Origin of the sequence: Olivibacter sp. 47 (assembly GCF_030372825.1) — a bacterium.
GTDB classification, from domain to species: Bacteria; Bacteroidota; Bacteroidia; order Sphingobacteriales; family Sphingobacteriaceae; genus Olivibacter; species Olivibacter oleidegradans.
The window spans coordinates 2,213,065-2,229,716 of sequence record NZ_JAUCNR010000001.1 but is presented as its reverse complement, the minus strand read 5'-3'; the positions used below and the strand labels follow the sequence as shown (position 1 = coordinate 2,229,716).

The 16,652-nt window shown below is 40.6% G+C and carries 12 protein-coding genes and 1 pseudogene; 11 read left to right on the top strand and 2 right to left on the bottom strand.

Going from position 1 to position 16,652, the window contains the following annotated elements:
* Both QT327_RS09575 and QT327_RS09570 read left to right on the top strand, forming a co-directional pair.
* On the top strand, positions 1-1,788 hold the full coding sequence (locus QT327_RS09575) for an HSP90 family protein (RefSeq protein WP_289552697.1): 1,788 nt from the start codon (positions 1-3) through the stop codon (positions 1,786-1,788).
* 9 nt (positions 1,789-1,797) lie between these two features.
* Positions 1,798-2,859 (top strand): hypothetical protein, encoded by a 1,062-nt coding sequence (locus QT327_RS09570; protein WP_130857617.1) that lies wholly within the window; start codon positions 1,798-1,800, stop codon positions 2,857-2,859.
* 60 nt (positions 2,860-2,919) lie between these two features.
* Here QT327_RS09570 and QT327_RS09565 read toward each other — a convergent pair.
* A pseudogene (locus QT327_RS09565) lies at positions 2,920-4,793 on the bottom strand (CocE/NonD family hydrolase).
* Positions 4,794-5,010: 217 nt separating this feature from the next.
* Here QT327_RS09565 and QT327_RS09560 point away from each other — a divergent pair.
* The 9 genes from QT327_RS09560 (at position 5,011) to QT327_RS09520 (ending at position 15,420) form a co-directional block, all read left to right on the top strand.
* Complete coding sequence (locus tag QT327_RS09560) at positions 5,011-5,415, top strand: HYC_CC_PP family protein (protein WP_013666075.1); 405 nt, start codon at positions 5,011-5,013, stop codon at positions 5,413-5,415.
* Between the two features lie 90 nt (positions 5,416-5,505).
* On the top strand, positions 5,506-6,786 hold the full coding sequence (locus tag QT327_RS09555; RefSeq protein WP_289552696.1) for an efflux RND transporter permease subunit: 1,281 nt from the start codon (positions 5,506-5,508) through the stop codon (positions 6,784-6,786).
* A gap of 4 nt (positions 6,787-6,790) precedes the next feature.
* On the top strand, positions 6,791-8,725 hold the full coding sequence (locus tag QT327_RS09550) for an efflux RND transporter permease subunit (protein ID WP_289552695.1): 1,935 nt from the start codon (positions 6,791-6,793) through the stop codon (positions 8,723-8,725).
* 37 nt (positions 8,726-8,762) lie between these two features.
* Positions 8,763-9,995: a TolC family protein gene (locus QT327_RS09545; RefSeq protein WP_289552694.1), complete on the top strand. Its 1,233-nt coding sequence runs from the start codon at positions 8,763-8,765 to the stop codon at positions 9,993-9,995.
* On the top strand, positions 9,973-11,205 hold the full coding sequence (locus QT327_RS09540; RefSeq protein ID WP_013666071.1) for an efflux RND transporter periplasmic adaptor subunit: 1,233 nt from the start codon (positions 9,973-9,975) through the stop codon (positions 11,203-11,205). The genes QT327_RS09545 and QT327_RS09540 overlap by 23 nt, the downstream gene beginning before the upstream one ends.
* A gap of 71 nt (positions 11,206-11,276) precedes the next feature.
* Positions 11,277-12,473, top strand: coding sequence for an efflux RND transporter periplasmic adaptor subunit (locus QT327_RS09535; protein WP_289552693.1), 1,197 nt, complete (start codon positions 11,277-11,279; stop codon positions 12,471-12,473).
* Between the two features lie 126 nt (positions 12,474-12,599).
* Positions 12,600-13,157 (top strand): DUF3347 domain-containing protein, encoded by a 558-nt coding sequence (locus QT327_RS09530; RefSeq protein ID WP_013666069.1) that lies wholly within the window; start codon positions 12,600-12,602, stop codon positions 13,155-13,157.
* 159 nt (positions 13,158-13,316) lie between these two features.
* Positions 13,317-14,126: a penicillin-binding transpeptidase domain-containing protein gene (locus QT327_RS09525; RefSeq protein WP_289552692.1), complete on the top strand. Its 810-nt coding sequence runs from the start codon at positions 13,317-13,319 to the stop codon at positions 14,124-14,126.
* Between the two features lie 733 nt (positions 14,127-14,859).
* A complete protein-coding gene (locus tag QT327_RS09520; protein ID WP_289552691.1) occupies positions 14,860-15,420 on the top strand; it encodes a DUF922 domain-containing protein in 561 nt (186 codons plus the stop codon).
* Here QT327_RS09520 and QT327_RS09515 read toward each other — a convergent pair.
* Positions 15,409-16,548, bottom strand: a complete 1,140-nt coding sequence (locus QT327_RS09515) for a metallophosphoesterase family protein (protein WP_130857625.1) — start codon at positions 16,546-16,548, stop codon at positions 15,409-15,411. The genes QT327_RS09520 and QT327_RS09515 overlap by 12 nt on opposite strands.
* Positions 16,549-16,652: the final 104 nt, after the last annotated feature.

The following is a 16,652-nucleotide window of genomic DNA, read 5'->3' as shown; positions in this document are numbered from 1 at the left end:
ATGAAGGATAAACAACAATCATATTTATTCCAAGTGAATTTAAAGGGAATGATTTCCCTATTGTCTGAACACCTATATAGCAACCCTAATACCTTTGTTCGCGAACTTTTACAGAATGGTGTAGACGCCATTACGGCGATCAAAACTTTGGACGAACAACATATTGGCAGTATACAGGTTCACCTGAACGAAAAGCGCAATGAAGCAATATTTGAAGATAATGGCATTGGTCTGAAAGAGGATGAAATCCATAAATTCATTGCAGTTATCGGTGAAAGCTCCAAGCGAGAAGCATTTGAAGCGAATGATTTTATCGGTAAATTCGGTATAGGTCTGTTGTCCTGCTTTGTTGTCAGCAACGAAATTATATTAGAGACGCGGTCAGCGTTGGCAGACAAAGTGCTTCGATGGACAGGCAAAGCCGATGGAACCTATCAATTGGAAAGGATTACAGAAGAACGACCGATTGGTACGCGTATCATTCTACAGGCAAAAAAAGAATGGGCACATCTATTTACAACTTCGGCCTTTGAAAAGAATCTTCGTTTTTATGGAGATCTACTCCCCATACCGATTACACTTAGGAATGGCCATGAGGCTATTTTAATTAATGAGCATACAGGAAAGTGGTTAAACGATGATTACACGAAAGACGAGCTACTTGAGTTGGGTAAAAGCACTTTTCATACTAATTTTATCGATGCCTTTCGCATAGATGCTCCAAGTGGAAAATTAAAGGCCGTCGCTTACGTGCTGCCATACAAAACACAATTCAGCGGTAAGCAGCAACACAAATTATACCTAAAACGTATGTTTTTGAGCGAGGATGACTGTAGACTGCTTCCGAAATGGGCATTCTTCATCCGCTGTATTATTAATACCGATGGATTAAGTGCCACTGCATCACGAGAGTCTCTTATGGTGAACGGCGAACTGAAGGCGACACAGAAGGAAATTGCAGAAGGTATTAAATCCTATCTAAAAACGATCGGGGTGGTTGATCCTGCTATCTATCATAAGCTGATCAGCACGCATTACCTTCACTTAAAAGCGATTGCGGCAGAGGACGTTGATTTACTGAAAGCATTCATGGATGATTTACCTTTTGAAACCAGCAAAGGGATAAGAAGTTTTAAAAGCATTAGAACCTACCAGAAAAACATTTACTACACAGCCAATATTGACGATTTTAAGCAATTAAGACGAATTGCCGAGTCGCAGGGATTGATGGTCCTCAACGCGGCTTATACATTTGAAGAAGAATTATTAAAAAAAATGCAACGATTGGACAGCGCTTTGTCCATTGAAGAGATCTCTCCTGTTCATTTGTTGAAGAGTTTCCGGGATTTGGACGAGGTGTCAGCAAACGCCTATATGAACTTCACCGAAAAAGCGCGGAAAATTCTAGAGACGCTAAATTGTGAAGTCACCGTTAAACGTTTTCAACCAACCGATATTCCGGCAATCTACATCGCCTCGAATGTGAACCATACAGGAAAAAGCAGCCATATCAAAGCATCTGCAAACAATCCCCTGGCAGCCACATTAGGAGCATTTACACGGACGAATGAAACAAAACCACAATTATGTTTCAATGCCGACAATAGCTTGATTCAGGCTGTGTTTCCGATTAAAGATTCGTATGTAGTTAATTCGATTGTTCATATTTTATATGTCCAATCACTTCTTTTAGGCAAATATCCGGTAAGTGATAAAGAAATGAATCTTTTCAATGAAGGACTTCATAATATGCTGATTATGGGGATTGATAATTTTATAAACATTTAATTGACAGAAATGCGTTACACGTTACAGATACAAAAGTTACTAAATTTAGCGGAGGAACTCCCTCCACATTCCAAAGATCGGATTAAACATTATTTACAGGCAATCCGTTTAGCCGATCAAAACGACGACGTGGAATGGGCTTTCGAACTGAGAATCGACTTGTTAGATGCAGAATGGGGACTAGCTGATCGGCAACACTTTATTCCCACTTTTACATGGCTGTTAGATGCTTATGATCATAATCCGGATTTATTCGATGCAGAAGAACTCCTTTGGAAATATAAATGGATTATTGACGAAGTGTATTCTAACCCCGACGTCAGTCTCGAACAAACAGAGCAAATACTTGCTGATTTCAAAAGACGTATAGAAGCAGAAGGTTACGGGTTGAGAGCATATTATACTAAACAATTGCACGAAGCTTTAGACCAGAAGGATGTAGAGCGAACACGTTACTACCTCGATTTAGTAAATAGCGTCCCGCGGGATAACTTAAGTGATTGTCAAGCCTGTGAAATGGATACCGAAGTGTTAGCACTGTTAAATGTAGGCGATTTTAGGGCAGCTTACGATAAGGCGCAACCTCTATTGGCAAAGCAGTATTCCTGCGCACATGTGCCACTTGTCACCCATTGCAGTTTGGCTTATTACGGCATAAAATACGGTGCAAAAGAGATTGCCTTGGAACAATTTAAATTGGCGGAAGAATCTTTAGTATCAATCAGCGATACCAGTTTAGTACGACCTACCGGCCAACTTATTACCTACCTGTTCCATGTAGATGAATCGCTGGCATGGCAATATGTAGAAAAATATCTACCATGGAGTTTAGAAAGCGACAGAAACCGTACTTTCTTTTTTGCAAAGTATATGACAGAAGGCTTAAAACAACTCTCCTCCGACCAAACCGCTCCCATCGAGCTTCCTGTTGAGCATCCTCTATACAACGAAAAACAACATTATTTAGTGAACGACTTGCTTCAGTATTACTATCAACAGGCTAGCGATTTAGCAGAGCAATTTGATAGCCGAAACAGAAATAAGAATTTCGCAAAACAGCTTACAGAATAAAAACTGAAGTAGGTGTCTCCTATATTTGTTTCAAGCAAATGGTAGGAGACCCTCTTTTTCTTATAATACACCGACTGTAATACTGGAAGGATGCTTTTCGTCATGATAAATCCGATGAGTGGCTTTCTGAAAATCCTTGTTCTCTGCCTCTTTATAAATATCTATAAATTTCTGCGGATTACGATCGACCAAAGGAAACCACGAGTTTTGGATTTGGATCATGATACGATGCCCTTTTTTAAATGTATGTGCCACATCAGGCAGCGTATAGTTGACCGCCGTAACCGCTCCCGGTATAAAAGGTTCGGGCTTTTCAAAACTATTACGGAATTTTCCTCTCAGAACTTCGCCCCTAACTAGCATTTGATAACCACCTAGTAAGGTTCCTTTCGGATTAGGTTCCGGATTTGGCGTATCATCCGGATAAACATCGATTAATTTCACCACGTAATCTGCATCGGTTCCGGAGGTAGAGACTTTTAATTTCGCCATTAAAGGGCCTACCAACGTGATGTCTTCGGTCAAAATATCGCTTTGATAAACCATGACATCAGGCCTTTTGGAAGCAAAACGCTGGTCGTCGATCATGTATTCTCTACTCCTTGATTGGTTAACTCCGTCCTGATAAGGAACCGGAGCATTGGGATCACTTACATACTCGTCAAAACTATGCTGCTCTGTTGGTTTATGGAAACTTAATTTACCGTTAGATTGCAGATAAAGTTCTCTATCGGTACTTTCTTTCGGAGGCCAAGTATTAAAATGTTTCCATTTATTAGTTCCTGTCACAAAAACAGTTGCTTCTGCTGCATCAAACGAACCTACTCCCTTCAAATAATAAGTAAAAAGGGTAATTCCAAATTCTTTTGGTACCAAGTACTAGTTTCCTGTCCAAAATGGATATCGCCGAAAAAGTCACCTTTGGACCGCACCCAACCTCCATGAAACCAAGGCCCCATGACGAGCCGGTTATTTGCCTTCGGACTGCGTTTTTCGATCGCTTTATAGGTATGAAGGGCACCATATGTATCCTCCGCATCAAAAAAACCGCCTACAACCATAACCGCTGGCTTGATATTGTCTAAGTGGTTAACAATCTCGCGTGCTTGCCAAAATGTATCCAGCGTTCCATGTTCCATAAGATCATTCCAGAATCGAATGCTATCTCCAAAATAACGCTCTTTAACATGTTTCAGAGCACCTATTTGCATAAAAAAACCGTAGTTATCATTCATATTAAATTTAACTCGCTGTGGAGCATTCGCCGGTGTAACCGGTTTTGGTCTTGGAACACCAAAACTACTGTAGAAATTAAAGGCGTCTGCCAGAAACAACGCGCCGTTATGATGAAAATCGTCTCCCCTAAACCAATCGGTTACCGGTGCTTGTGGAGAAACGGCCTTCAATGCCGGATGTGCACCAGGTAAGGCCGCAGTTGAATAAAAACCAGGATAAGAAATTCCATAGAGGCCGGCTTTCCCGTTGTTATGGTCAATATTCTTCAATAGCCAGTCGATCGTATCAAAGGTATCACTGCTTTCATCTATTTGATGCTTTTGTTTCTTTTCTTTGATATGCGGTCGGATATCCTCATAAACGCCTTCGCTCATCCATTTTCCCCTTACATCTTGATAAACAAATATAAAACCCTCTTTAATAAACAAGGGATCTGGCCCTAAGGTATTTTTGTAATTATCTTCCCCATAAGGCGCAACTGTATAGGGTGTACGATTAATCAAAAAAGGGTACTTTTTGGTTGTGTCTTTTGGAATATAGATTGATGTGAACAGCTTCACGCCATCTCTCATAGGAATATAACGCTCAATTTTAGTATAATGCGCCCGAATATAAAGCGAGTCCTCATGCTGCTGCGCAAAAACGCTATTGAACAGAAAAAAAACAATAAAAAAGAAAGGGAGTCCTAATTTTATCATACGAAAAGCTTTTAAAAAGGTAAATATAGACAGCAATATACTTTAAACAAAGCAAAAAAGCACACAATTACTCTTTTACAAGAACTGGTTGCCTAAGCAATAGATCATTTTAAGTACGCTGTTTCCAGCCTTCGTATCCAAGCGTTTTAAAAAATTATATAAATCCATTCTTTCGTAATATAAAACATCCAATATTTTTTTTCTTAGCTTTGCAGAAGTGAAAAAGTTATTTGCTTTCATATTAACCTTTGTGTACCTCGGCATTGCTACAGGTTTCAGCACATACAGCCATTATTGCATGGATCGTTATGTGGAAACTTCTTTATGGAAAAAGGATATGAGCAAATGCGGTGTTTGCGGCATGAATAAAAGCAAACAAGCTTCCGAGAAAAACTGCTGCAAAGAAGAACACAAGCAGGTTAAACTCGAGAAAAAACACCAAGCTTCTCAAGTTGTTTATAAACAATTTAAACTTTTTCAAGCGATTGTACCAGCGCCTGCTTATGACGTCTCGATGCACAAACCTGTGATCAATGTAATCACAGGACATCCCGTTAGCCATGCCCCACCCAATAAGGCTTATACGAGGCTGTATAGGCTGAATTGCACATACCTAATTTAAACCTTCCATTCGATAAGCTGTTGGCATTAGTTCTGCAAACGGCTATTTTTCCCTTATAACTCATCATTTATAATTCATAACTATATTGCCATGGTCCATCGCATTATCGACTGGTCGTTACGCAACCGTTTTATTGTATTAATTCTAAGCTTGGGTCTATTTGTTTGGGGTGTTTTTGCCGTAAAGAAGAACCCCATCGATGCCATCCCTGATTTGTCTGAAAATCAAGTAATAGTGTTCACCGAATGGATGGGGCGCTCACCTCAATTGATCGAGGATCAAATTACCTATCCGTTAGTGACTAACCTTCAAGGCTTACCACAAATCAAATACGTTCGAGGAAGTTCGATGTTCGGCATGAGTTTTATCTATGTCATTTTTGAAGACGACGTGGATATATATTGGGCACGCGAGCGAGTACTGGAGCGGCTCAGCACAGTAGGCAATACCCTTCCTGACGGTGTTACGCCCGGTTTAGGCCCAGATGGTACGGGGGTGGGACATGTGCTTTGGTACACCTTAGAGGCCCCCAATATCGACTTAGGGGAACAACGTGCAATTCAGGATTGGTATGTAAAATTTGCCTTGCAGAATGTTCCCGGTGTAAGTGAAATTGCATCTTTCGGAGGATTTCAAAAGCAGTATCAAGTAACAATCGACCCTAATAAGCTTCTGTATTATAAGCTCTCTGCTGCTCAAGTGATTAATGCGATCAGGGCAAATAATAACGAAAGCGGGGGACGAAAATTTGAAATGAGTGACGTCGGTTATATAATCAAGACCAACGGATACCTTCAGTCTGTAAAAGATATTGAACGTATACCTATAGGTAACCAGCAAGGTAACGCCATTTACTTATCAGACGTCGGTGTCGTACAAATGACCGGCGAAGCGCGTTTGGGCATATTTGATCAAGATGGAGAGGGTGAGCGCGTAGGTGGTATTGTAGTGATGCGCTATGGTGAAAACGCGGCTGTTGTGACCGAACGTGTAAAAGAAAAAATGAAAGAGGTAGCTAAGGGGTTACCCGAGGGTGTAAAATTTGATATTATATATGATCGTGGCGAATTAATTCAGGAATCGGTAGATTCAATCAAGCATACACTTATTGAAGAGATGGCAGTTGTTTCACTGGTTGTCATACTCTTTTTATTTCATTGGCGAAGTGCGTTGAGTATTATCATTCAAATCCCCATTACTATAGCTATCAGCTTTATCCTGTTGAATGCTTTCGATATCTCCTCTAACATCATGTCTTTGACAGGCATTGCCTTAGCCATCGGTGTCATAGTCGACAATGGGATCATTATGAGTGAAAATGCTTACAAACACCTCGCAGAGGAATACGCTACGAAAAACAAGAAAAGATAATAACATGAGCTGGATAAAAAATTTATTTAAACGTACGCCGCAATGGATATCGGAGCAGAAACGCATTGAAATTATCGCTAAAAGCAGCAAGCAAGTCAGTCGAGGTGTGTTCTTTGCAACTATCATCATCATTACCTCATTCCTGCCCATCTTTATGCTTACGGGGCAAGAAGGCAAACTCTTCCATCCTTTAGCTTTCACCAAAACCTTCATCATGTTGGTAGATGCTTTATTGGTTATCACGTTAGCGCCAGTTTTGATTTCCTTCTTTATGAAGGGAAAGTTCAAACCCGACCAGGCAAACCCTGTCAACCGGTTTCTGGAGAAAATATACGAGCCGATCATAGAAAAAGTACTCACTTGGCGTAAGACCACCTTGGCCATTAATATGATAGCATTGCTAATTACCATTCCTCTTTTGAAGAAATTAGGTACCGAGTTTATGCCCCCGCTCGACGAGCAGAGTATTCTTTTCATGCCGGTTACACTTCCCGATGTCAGCAACAGCGAAGCAAAACGTCTCCTCCAAGTGCAAGATAAAATAATAAAAAGCATCCCCGAAGTTGACAAAGTACTCGGTAAGGCAGGGAGGGCTAATACAGCAACGGACAATGCACCTATAAGTATGATTGAAACGATTATCATGCTAAAGCCAAAGGACCAATGGCGCGAAGGGATGACAAAAGATCGACTAATTCAGGAACTGGACAAGAAATTGCAAATTCCCGGCGTAGTAAATGGTTGGACTCAACCTATCATCAACCGCATCAATATGCTGTCCACCGGGATCCGCACGGATGTCGGCATCAAAGTTTTCGGACAAAACCTAGACACCATTGCAGCGGTTTCCGAGCGAGTTAAAGCCGCACTGGAAGGCACTTCGGGCATTCAGGATCTATATGTGGAACCGGTGACGGGCGGCAAATACCTCACCATTGACATCAAACGTGATGCCTTAGCTCGTTACGGACTTACTGTTGACGATGTAAATCAAACGATAGAAAGTGTGATCGGCGGGGCAACTATTGGCCAAACCATCGAAGGGAGAAGGCGATTCAGTATCAATATTCGATTGGCGCAAGATTATCGAAATAGTTTAGCCCAACTTAATAGAGTACCTTTGCAAAGTAGTTCTTTCGGCAACGTACCGTTAGGTTCGGTGGCCAATCTTCATTTCGAAAATGGCCCTCCGATGATTACTTCTGATAATGCTTTACTTCGTGGAGCTGTTATGTTTAATGTACGCGACCGCGACTTAGGAAGCACGGTTAAAGAAGCTGTTGAAAAACTAAATGCTTCCCGAGGTATCCTGCCAACGGGATACTTTTTGGAATGGAGCGGACAATACGAGAACTTGATACGCGGACAGCAAACATTATTATGGATTGCACCAATTGTACTCATTATTATCTTTTTCGCTCTGTATTTCGCTTTTCACTCTTTAAGAGAGGCTTTTCTAAGTCTAATAACTATACCTTTTGCCCTCATAGGTGGCGCCTATATGATTTATTTTTGGGGAGTTCATCTTTCTGTGGCCGTAGCTGTGGGGTTTATTGCTTTATTTGGTATTGCTGTAGAAACGGGAATTGTGATGGTCATTTATCTCAATGATGCTATGCAACAATTGGTAAAAGAAAAAGGCAATAGCCGTGATACTATCACAAACAAGGACTTAAGAACATATGTCATACAGGGTGCAGCAAAACGACTTCGTCCGAAAATCATGACAGTATGCGTTTCGCTTTTCGGACTTTTACCCGTGTTGTGGGCAACAGGAGTGGGCACTGACGTCATGCGACCGATTGTACTACCAATGATTGGCGGCGTACTTACCTCTTCGACACATATTTTATTGGTTACACCACTCATATTTTTAATGACCAAAGAATACGAGTTACGCAAATATGGAAAATTGGAAATTTATGATGCGAAGCATTAAAATATCGACATACCAAAAGCGAGCCATACTGTTAAGTATGATAATTTGCTTTCTCATTAATACAACTCGTGGGCAAACGGCACAAGCTGAAATATTGTCTTTAGACACTATTTTAACACGTATCGAGCAACAGAACATCAAACTGAGAGCTTACAACTTAAGAAGTAAGGGCTTTTCCTATCGTGCCAAGGCATCAACTGGATGGATGGCACCTATGGTAGGCGCAGGAACCTTTATGACACCTTATCCCGGGCAGCAAATCATGGAAGATAGTGACAAAGGTTCGATTATGTTTAACATTGAACAGGAGATCCCTAATCCAAGCAAGCAAAAGGCAAATAGTAGATATATTGCCTCACAAGGCGCTTCAGAGACAGCCAAACGGGCAGTCAATCTCAACGATTTGAGAGCGCAAGCAAAAAGCCTCTACTATACGTGGCTAATTGCCGAAAAACGCATACAGTTGCTCAACGATAACGAGAAGATCATTCAAAGCATGAAACAACTGGAAGCGATACGCTATGAATATAACCAATCGCAATTGGGCAATGTATTTAAAACGGATGCGCAACTGGAAGAGAACCGGAATATGTTGCGCATGCAAGAAGCAGAAATTGCACGTTCTAGGGCTTGGCTTAATAGCTTGATGAACGTTCCAGGAGATATCAAATTCAAAATTGATACCAACTCGACTCCCACTTTTGAGCCTGTAGCACTCCTCGACACCTTACTACTAGCGACACGTCGACAGGACATACAAAAGATGAATGCCGATATGCAAACCATGCGGTATGGGATTGATGCGATGAAACAAGAAAGAAAACCTGATTTCAAAATCCGTTTTGATCACATGAGCCCTTTAGGAAAAATGATGCCCAACGCATATAGTGTAATGGGAATGATAAGCATACCGATTGCACCTTGGAGCAGTAAAATGTATAAGAACGAAACGAAGGCTATGCAATTTGAACTTGACGCGATGCAAGCAGAGCGAAAAAGCATGTTGTTGGAGAGCCAAGGGATGTTATATGGCATGCAGGCAGAGATCAAAACAATGAAGGAACGAATTGATCGAATTGCGAAAAAGATAATCCCGGCACTTGAACGATCCATGGAAGCTAACTTTCAGTCCTATCGCGAAAACAAACAAGGTCTTCCGGTAGTACTGGCAGACTGGGAAGCACTGAACATGATGAAAAACACCCTGTTAGATGAGCAACTAAAGCTGTATTTAATGATTGCAAACTATGAAAAGGAACTCTTTAATTAACTTATACAGTTTGGGCCTGTTTCTGCTTACTTTAGGTTGTTCGTCAGCACAACGAGAAACAGGTCACGCAGCTTCGCATGGCCATTCACAAATAGACTCGGGTATCCGTGAGCTGACAAGGCCTACTAATCAAGCAATAGTGACCCATGCAGCAACCGTGGAAGCAGAAGCGGGCATGAAAGTTTTCCCGGTACACATAACAGGGCGGGTGAACTATGATAGCAAAAATAATACTGCTGTCAGCAGCCGGGTAGCTGGTCGGCTGGAACATATATATGTGAAATATAACTTTCAGCCAGTTAAAAAAGGGCAGCTACTCTTTGAAATATATTCTCCTGAACTGGTAGCCGCGCAACGGGAGCTTTTGTTATTGCAGAAATCGGAAGAGCAGAAACTACAATCTTCTGCTATTCAAAAGCTTCAATATCTAGGAATGACTTTTGGGCAGATACAGCAGCTCATTAAAAGCAAACAGGTAGCCTATCGCGTGCCGATTTACAGTCCTGCCAGCGGTTATATTGTCGAAAAAAATGGAACGGTGCCCATTACGAATGCGGGCAGTCTGACTTCTGTAACGAAGGAGGAAAGCGCCATGGCCAATATGGGATCCACTCCTACTCCCAGCGCTCCTACCAATACAGGTCAGCAGCAGGCATCGAATTCCTTACTGATGCGCGAAGGGCAATATGTCACCGCCGGACAAGCTATTTTTACCATTTATAAAAACAATGAACTGCTAGCTGAATTTGCTATTCCGCCTTTTTGGGCGCTCAAAGTTAATAAAGGCAAAAAAATATTATTCAAAAGTATAGACAACCCTGATCTATTATATCAAGCGACTATTGGTCTTATCCAGCCAACTTTCAATAATGGCGAAAATTTTACTGTGGCAAGAATTTACTTAAAAAACAGCAAATTCCCAGTAGGTCAACTTCTGACGGGAACCATTGCCGTTACGGAAAACCATGGTTATTGGCTGCCTAAAACGGCCGTAGTATCCTTGGGAAACAAAAGTATTATTTTTAAACAAGAAGCAAACACATTCCTTCCTGTCCCGGTAGAAGTGGGAGTTCGTACGGAGGAAAAGGTGCAGATACTCACGCATATCGCGTCTTGGCAAATTGCCAAACACGGTGCTTATTTAGTAGACAGCGAAGATTTTATTATAGCAAATAAAACACCTGGCAATGAGTTATCCAAGGGTGAATAAATACAGTAAGACGAAAGGAGTAGTATTCATGGATATCTATGCGGCCATTAACAAGGACTAATCATTCACATATGAATAGAAAAAAATTTATACAGGTCTTATTGTTGACATCAGCAATGCCTTCACTCTTATGGGTGGCATGCAACAAGCAAAAGGGGCAACAGACAACAGCAGTCGAAGCTACTTTTACATGCCCCATGCACCCGCAGATTGTACAGGACCATCCTGGCACCTGCCCCGTTTGCGGAATGGATTTAGTACCATTTGATAAAAACAATAAAGATAAATTTCTCACTTTAAGTGCTGATCAACAAGCACTAGCGAATATAACCTCCATGGCTGTTGGTATCGGTAGTTTAAATAATTACACGGCTATAAGTGGAAGGCTTACCGTTAATCCAGAACAAACAAACTATATCAGCAGCCGAAACGCAGGCAGGATTGAGGATTTATACATTAAAGAAACCGGTATTCCCGTTAAACGAGGTCAGGCAATTTTCCGATTATATAGTGAGCAACTGCTAGCTTTACAAGAAGAATTCCTAATGACCCATAAGCAAACAATCGAGTTTTCCAACGATCAACGATTCGCCGATATCTTTAAAGCTGCAAAACAAAAGCTGCTATTATATGGACAAACTGAATCACAATTAGCCTCCCTGCTTAAGGATGGGAAATCATCGCCTTATATAACGTTCTATGCGCCAAGCAGTGGCATTGTAGCGGAGCTCTTCGTTACCGAAGGCCAATACCTAGACGAAGGCAGCTCTATACTCCGCTTAGAGGGCTACGACACGATGTGGGTGGAAGCTGATATTTATCCAAGAGAAGCAGCATATATTAAGGAAGGAGAGGAATTGAAAGTGCTTGCAAACGGTGACCCAAATAATTTACTGACAACGAAAGTGCAGTTTATTACCCCAAATTATCAGAGCAACACCCAAATTATGCAACTACGAGGCTCAATATCAAACAAAGGTCATCTATTGCAAGTTGGTATGCCGGCCACCATCTTGTTACCAAAGGGGGAACAAAACAAAGTTCTAATGGTGCCCAGCAAGGCAATCATCCGCGAAGAGAATCAAAGCCATGTGTGGATAGCTAGTGGTGGCGGGAAATTCGAACCACGATTTGTCGAAACGGGCACTGAATCTTTTGACGACACTGAAATTATTGCCGGTCTTACCCCTGGAGAAAAGGTTATAGTGAGTGGAGCTTACCTTTTGTATAGCGAGTACGTATTAAAGAAAGGAGCGCTTGTTAATTAGTCAGTAAAAACGAATTTTATTAACTTCACTTCAATGGTATTTATGCGCTCACTATGTTCGATTATCCATGTTTTTCTGCATTAAAAAACGGATCTATTTTAATAACTAATAAAATAACAAAACAATATGAAAACAACAGATTTTAAAATTGGTATAGCGGCGCTAGCTGCTTTATTTATACTGGCTTCCTGCAACGGGGAAAGTCAGTCATCAAAAACCGAGAATGATCATAGTCAGCATCAAACAGTAGCAGAAAGAGACAATCCCCAAGCTCCTAAAACAAAAAATGAGGCATTGGATGCGCTTTATCCTCATTATCTTGCTTTGCAGGAGGCACTCGTTGCCGGCGACATAAGTAAAGCAAAGGAAGCTGGCTTATTAGTAGAAGAAGCCGGTAAACATGTCGACGGCGCTAAGGATCTTCAAGAAGCTGCCTCACAAGTTTTATCAGCAGAAAATATTGACAGCCAGCGAGACGCTTTCTCTTCACTGAGTAATGCACTTATAGAACTTATTAAAACACATGGTGTAGCAACAGGCGAGTTTTATGTAGCACATTGTCCCATGGCCTTCAATGACAAAGGTGCCAACTGGTTAAGTCCGACAAAAAGTATTAAAAACCCATACTTTGGAGACAAAATGCTTAACTGCGGAAGCGTAGAAGAGACATTGAGAAAGCTCTAAGAAGTTTTTAAGAATTAGCATATTTCAGGGGCAATTGAAGAGTATGCTACTTTCTTTTGGTCAGAAATTTGGCTAGTTTTGTCATCATTAAAACAGTGTGTCAACTATCGGGTAGAACGTTTCTCGCTTTATCCGATAGTTGTTAACCAATTTTGCCTTATGATTAAAAAAAAGCTACTGTTATCCATATTGATTTTTTGTTTCTACATTTCATATGGCCAGTCATCCCTGCAAAAACCATTTCAAGATTGTCATATTAACGGCAGTATCACCATATACGACTATAATCAAAAAAAGTGGATAAGTAGCGACATTGAAGATAGTTATCAACCTTCATTACCGGCATCGACCTTTAAAATCTTGAATACACTTATTTTACTGGAATCCGGTGTTGTAAAAAGCGAAAAAGAAATCGTCGCATGGCCCGGTTCAACTGACACGGTTAAATATGGTTATAGGCCGGATATTTACCATAGCATGGATATGGAAGAAGCTTTCAAAGTATCCGCAGGCTGGGTATATCGGGAATTAGCGAAAAAAGTAGGAAAAGCGACATACAAAGATTACCTCATCAAATGCCATTACGGAAATGCTGACGTGTCGATCAATGATCCTGACTTTTGGAATTATGGGACTTTTGCCATTTCTCCGGCGAATCAGGTTGAGATGTTAATCAATCTTTACGAGGAGAAACTACCATTCTCACGACGATCTTACCGGATTCTGAAAAAAATGATGGTGGAAGAAGAGACAGCAAATTATCTATTAAGAGCAAAGACAGGTTGGACAATAGACGGTGGTAAGGATACCGGTTGGTGGATTGGTTATGTAGAGCAAAAACGGCAAAAAAATGTCTATTTTTTCGCTACTCGTCTCATCAAAGACCGAAAAACCATAAATAAGCAGTTTGCTAAATGCCGGAAAGAGATAACCAAGAGAATTTTGAAAGAACTGGAAATGCTTCAATAAAAAATCCACCTACTGACGAATCAGCAGGTGGTTCTCTACACTTAAAAGTATCCAACCGTAACTGTAGAAGATCTTATGTCGTGGTATCGCAGCGCGATACAGAACGTCCAATTACTTTTCTACGAATCCATCCGGATCTTTGGGATGGAGTGTACAAAAGTATATAATAGTTTCTACTTTTTTATGTTATAATTATATAAATGATAATTTAATGATGATTCTATGCGGTTTTTGTGTGAAAAATTGTGAAAAAAACAATAAAGCCCTATATGTATTAAGTTTTGGATCTATATATTTTTTGTTTTAAAGAGAAGCGCCCGTTATATATAACGGGCGTACACTTCTCTAAAATAGGCATTTAAATACCTACTTTGGGCTACGGTTGGATTAAAATCTCTCCGACAATGGTATTGACAATACTAAAAAATCAGTATTACAGTTATTTACAGCAAAAAGTTTTTTCATCACAAAGATAGAGATACACCTCCTATCATTTGACAGCTAAAGTACAATTGTATATCGCCTACTTCCAAAACGAGAAAAAGTGAGAAAAATATTCACACCTCATAAATTATTCTTTCAATCTTACTGCCCTTTTTATTATTTCATAGTTATGCTATCCGTCATCAATGCCGCAGCTGAAATATGTACCTGCTTTTATAATTCGGCCGAATCATTGTCGTTTAACGCGCTTTAACTACATTTGCTTAATACGCAAATTGATCTCTTTTTTATGTTGAAGAATCTCGTATATATCTGCTCACTTTCACTCTTATTATTTGCAACCGTTTTATCCAGTTGCAATAAAGCAAACGCCCAAGGATATCGTCAATTGACGATTTCTGATTTTAAAGGCAAAGCGGATCCAAAAAGTCCCTTTATATCGCATGTGAAATTACGTATCGGCTATCAATCAACCACACTTAAACGCGTAGATTCTTATCAAGTCACGTTTCACGTTTTCTTAGATATAAACCCAAGAGAGTCTTGGATAAAATTCGACAAAATCAAAACACCTGAAGTACTCGCCGAAGTATTAAACCATGAACAGGGTCATTTTAAAATAGGTTTACTCATGCAGCATGAATTAATTAGCCGGCTCAATGCACGAAAATACACCTCACATTATAAGCAGGAGGCCGCTACTCTTTTTAATAAAGTCTCCAATAAATACCAGGCAATGCAGCTCCGGTATGACGCGGAGACTGAGCATATGATGAATAGAGCGCAACAGGCCATTTGGGATAAAAAACTGAACCGATCTATAGAAGGCCTGAATTTGCTAATGGATTGACACTTGATATTCGGGATAGCTAACAGGCACATAGAAACGTTCAAATAATGTGGCTTCATCCCCATGTGCGTCCTGCCGGAAGGTAAAATATTCGCATGAAATCAGTATACCTACTTCTTGCTTGCTAAGTGTAATCTTTAAAAAACCGTGATGGGTATCACAATAATTTTCAAGTTGCACCTGTCTCATAATAGGTAAATTATCTACTACTAAAGGATTACCCGGTTCAGCTATGCGGTGCAGATCAGCGTATCCCCCTGCCCCAGATACTACATAAGGAATCACAGAACCATCGGCGTATCGTTTACTAAATCGCTGATAATTATGCACATGACCACTAAGCACCAGATCCGGTTTGACTCCCGCTGCATGAAATGCGCGTTCTAAAAAAGTTATCATATTTAAACTGGAGCCATGATTCGTATCAGCCGAGTAGGGAGCTTGATGAATACAAACAATGATGGCTTTTTTAGGACGCTCTGTGTGTGCCGACAATAATTCTTGGATAAACCATGCTTCTTGCTGCTCTGTGATAAAGCCGTATTTGGTAGCATTCCCATATAAACAAATGATATTAGCCAGCGGCGTAACCAAAGTCCAATAGACATTAGGTTGTATCATACTGAAACGATTACTTCCACCGGAGAAAGCAATTTTGTCACTTGTCTTCGCGCAGAAAACCTGTGTAAAAGCTTCTAAACTATCGTATCCCTCCGAAGATTCCGGATTGATATCCGCGTCATGATTACCCGCCAAGGCAAATATGGGTGCCGGGTACTGTTCGTATGGTCTAAAAAACTGCGCCGGATACTCGCTTGCCTCACCGTAATTGTATACGACGTCACCCATGTGCAACATAAAAACGGGTGTACACGAGTTATTTTTTGCAAGAAGCTGCTTAGTCATTTCTCGGGCCACTTTATGCTGAAATGTCCTTTCTTTCATACTTCCGGTATCTCCAACCACATGAAAGCTCATGGTGGCTGTCTGTTCATCGATTTCCGGGAGAATTTGTTTTAACTTCAATCTATATGGCCATTTCCCACTTGGAGCAGGTAAAGGTTTAATTTTAAAAGCATCATCTATCAAACTTCCCAGTAGTACTGGCTGCCTCCTAACATTTGTCATAACACATCAACTTATAAATTCCATTCCGACTAATGCAAATGTACACAGCAAGTATTATACCTTTATTAAGATATCGCGTTGTTAATATTAAGAAAAGCATGCAT